3 tRNA genes and 1 rRNA gene are annotated in these 3447 nt (G+C 49.7%); all 4 read left to right on the top strand.

Annotated features, from left to right (window positions below):
• The first annotated feature begins 4 nt into the window (after positions 1-4).
• A tRNA-Glu gene (locus tag FCV43_RS19355) sits at positions 5-80 on the top strand.
• Between the two features lie 2 nt (positions 81-82).
• A tRNA-Lys gene (locus FCV43_RS19350) sits at positions 83-158 on the top strand.
• A 32-nt stretch (positions 159-190) separates the two neighbouring features.
• A tRNA-Val gene (locus tag FCV43_RS19345) sits at positions 191-266 on the top strand.
• A gap of 347 nt (positions 267-613) precedes the next feature.
• Positions 614-3447: ribosomal RNA gene (locus FCV43_RS19340) — 23S ribosomal RNA — on the top strand; the annotation flags it as partial.

The following is a 3447-nucleotide window of genomic DNA, read 5'->3' as shown; positions in this document are numbered from 1 at the left end:
CAGTGTCCCGTTCGTCTAGAGGCCTAGGACACCGCCCTTTCACGGCGGTAACAGGGGTTCGACTCCCCTACGGGATACCATTGGGTCGTTAGCTCAGTTGGTAGAGCAGTTGACTTTTAATCAATTGGTCGCAGGTTCGAATCCTGCACGACCCACCATTCTTCTCCACTGAAGAATTAAAACTTAATGTGGGCGATTAGCTCAGTTGGGAGAGCACCTGCCTTACAAGCAGGGGGTCACTGGTTCGAGCCCGGTATCGCCCACCATTCTCTAAGTATTTTATTTATGTTATCCAAACCAGTTCGCGAGAAGTTGGTTGGATTTTCTGACGATAAAGTCTTTAGAAAATGTCTATTAAGTTAGATATTGCTCTTTAACAATTTGGAAAGCTGACTGATTTGATTACTTACGAGTAACTCAAATCAAATTTAAAAGTTCTCAATGTTTATCTTCATTGATAAACACACAAACACATTCAAGTGTCTTGTATTCGGAACAATGGTTACATTGTTCCATTATTGAGTCCGGCAAACAGTGAATAGGAATTAACCCTTCTTAATGACAACCAAAAACCTTGGTTAGTTGCCATACATAAGACCCTTTCGGGTTGTATGGTTAAGTGACTAAGCGTACACGGTGGATGCCTTGGCAGTCAGAGGCGATGAAGGACGTATTAACTTGCGATAAGCCCAGATTAGACAGTAAAAGTCTTTTGAGTCTGGGATTTCCGAATGGGGAAACCCACTAGCATAAGCTAGTATCGTTACGTGAATACATAGCGTAACGAGGCGAACTCGGGGAACTGAAACATCTAAGTACCCGAAGGAAGAGAAATCAACCGAGATTCCGAAAGTAGCGGCGAGCGAAATTGGATTAGCCCTTAAGCTTTTAATGATGCAGGTGAAGACTCTGGAAAGTGTCGCAGCAAAGGGTGATAGCCCCGTAACCGACGCATCATAATCAGTGAAATCGAGTAGGGCGGGACACGTGATATCCTGTCTGAATATGGGGGGACCATCCTCCAAGGCTAAATACTACTGACTGACCGATAGTGAACCAGTACCGTGAGGGAAAGGCGAAAAGAACCCCTGTGAGGGGAGTGAAATAGAACCTGAAACCGTGTACGTACAAGCAGTAGGAGCACCTTCGTGGTGTGACTGCGTACCTTTTGTATAATGGGTCAGCGACTTATATTCAGTGGCAAGGTTAACCGTTTAGGGGAGCCGTAGGGAAACCGAGTCTTAACTGGGCGACACAGTCTCTGGATATAGACCCGAAACCGAGTGATCTAGCCATGGGCAGGTTGAAGGTTGAGTAACATCAACTGGAGGACCGAACCGACTAATGTTGAAAAATTAGCGGATGACTTGTGGCTAGGGGTGAAAGGCCAATCAAACTCGGAGATAGCTGGTTCTCCCCGAAATCTATTTAGGTAGAGCCTCGGACGAATACTACTGGGGGTAGAGCACTGTTAAGGCTAGGGGGTCATCCCGACTTACCAACCCTTTGCAAACTCCGAATACCAGTAAGTACTATCCGGGAGACACACGGCGGGTGCTAACGTCCGTCGTGAAGAGGGAAACAACCCAGACCGCCAGCTAAGGTCCCAAATTATTACTAAGTGGGAAACGATGTGGGAAGGCTCAGACAGCCAGGATGTTGGCTTAGAAGCAGCCATCATTTAAAGAAAGCGTAATAGCTCACTGGTCGAGTCGGCCTGCGCGGAAGATGTAACGGGGCTAAGTAATAAACCGAAGCTGCGGCTGCACACTTAGGTGTGTGGGGTAGGGGAGCGTTCTGTAAGCGGTTGAAGGTGGTCTGTAAGGGCTGCTGGACGTATCAGAAGTGCGAATGCTGACATGAGTAACGATAATGGGAGTGAAAAACTCCCACGCCGGAAGACCAAGGGTTCCTGTCCAACGTTAATCGGGGCAGGGTAAGTCGACCCCTAAGGCGAGGCTGAAAAGCGTAGTCGATGGGAAACGGGTTAATATTCCCGTACTTCTTATAATTGCGATGGGGGGACGGAGAAGGCTAGGTGGGCCTGGCGACGGTTGTCCAGGTTCAAGTGCGTAGGCTAAGAGTTTAGGTAAATCCGGACTCTTGTTAGGCTGAGACACGATGTCGAGCACCTACGGGTGTGAAGTCATTGATGCCATACTTCCAGGAAAAGCCTCTAAGCTTCAGATTATAAGAAATCGTACCCCAAACCGACACAGGTGGTCGGGTAGAGAATACCAAGGCGCTTGAGAGAACTCGGGTGAAGGAACTAGGCAAAATGGTACCGTAACTTCGGGAGAAGGTACGCTCTTGGCGGTGAAGTCCCTTGCGGATGGAGCTACTAGGAGTCGCAGATACCAGGTGGCTGCAACTGTTTATTAAAAACACAGCACTGTGCAAAATCGTAAGATGACGTATACGGTGTGACGCCTGCCCGGTGCCGGAAGGTTAATTGATGGGGTTAGACTTCGGTCGAAGCTCTTGATCGAAGCCCCGGTAAACGGCGGCCGTAACTATAACGGTCCTAAGGTAGCGAAATTCCTTGTCGGGTAAGTTCCGACCTGCACGAATGGCGTAATGATGGCCACGCTGTCTCCACCCGAGACTCAGTGAAATTGAAATCGCTGTGAAGATGCAGTGTACCCGCGGCTAGACGGAAAGACCCCGTGAACCTTTACTACAGCTTGGCACTGAACATTGACCCTACATGTGTAGGATAGGTGGGAGACTTTGAAACCGCGTCGCCAGATGCGGTGGAGTCAACCTTGAAATACCACCCTTGTATGCTTGATGTTCTAACGTAGGTCCCTTATCGGGATTGCGGACAGTGCCTGGTGGGTAGTTTGACTGGGGCGGTCTCCTCCCAAAGAGTAACGGAGGAGCACGAAGGTGGGCTAAACACGGTTGGACATCGTGTGGTTAGTGCAATGGCATAAGCCCGCTTGACTGCGAGAATGACAATTCGAGCAGGTACGAAAGTAGGTCATAGTGATCCGGTGGTTCTGAATGGAAGGGCCATCGCTCAACGGATAAAAGGTACTCCGGGGATAACAGGCTGATACCGCCCAAGAGTTCATATCGACGGCGGTGTTTGGCACCTCGATGTCGGCTCATCACATCCTGGGGCTGAAGTCGGTCCCAAGGGTATGGCTGTTCGCCATTTAAAGTGGTACGCGAGCTGGGTTTAGAACGTCGTGAGACAGTTCGGTCCCTATCTGCCGTGGGCGTTGGAAGATTGAAGGGGGCTGCTCCTAGTACGAGAGGACCGGAGTGGACGAACCTCTGGTGTTCGGGTTGTCACGCCAGTGGCATTGCCCGGTAGCTAAGTTCGGAATCGATAAGCGCTGAAAGCATCTAAGCGCGAAGCGAGCCCTGAGATGAGTCTTCCCTGGCACTTTAAGTGCCCTAAAGGGTTGTTCAAGACTAGAACGTTGATAGGCAGGGTGT

The sequence above is a fragment of the Vibrio genomosp. F6 genome, from assembly GCF_005146325.1.
Taxonomy (GTDB): domain Bacteria; phylum Pseudomonadota; class Gammaproteobacteria; order Enterobacterales; family Vibrionaceae; genus Vibrio; species Vibrio cortegadensis.
The sequence above is the reverse complement of the archived record's forward strand: the minus strand, read 5'-3'. Positions and strand labels throughout refer to the sequence as shown.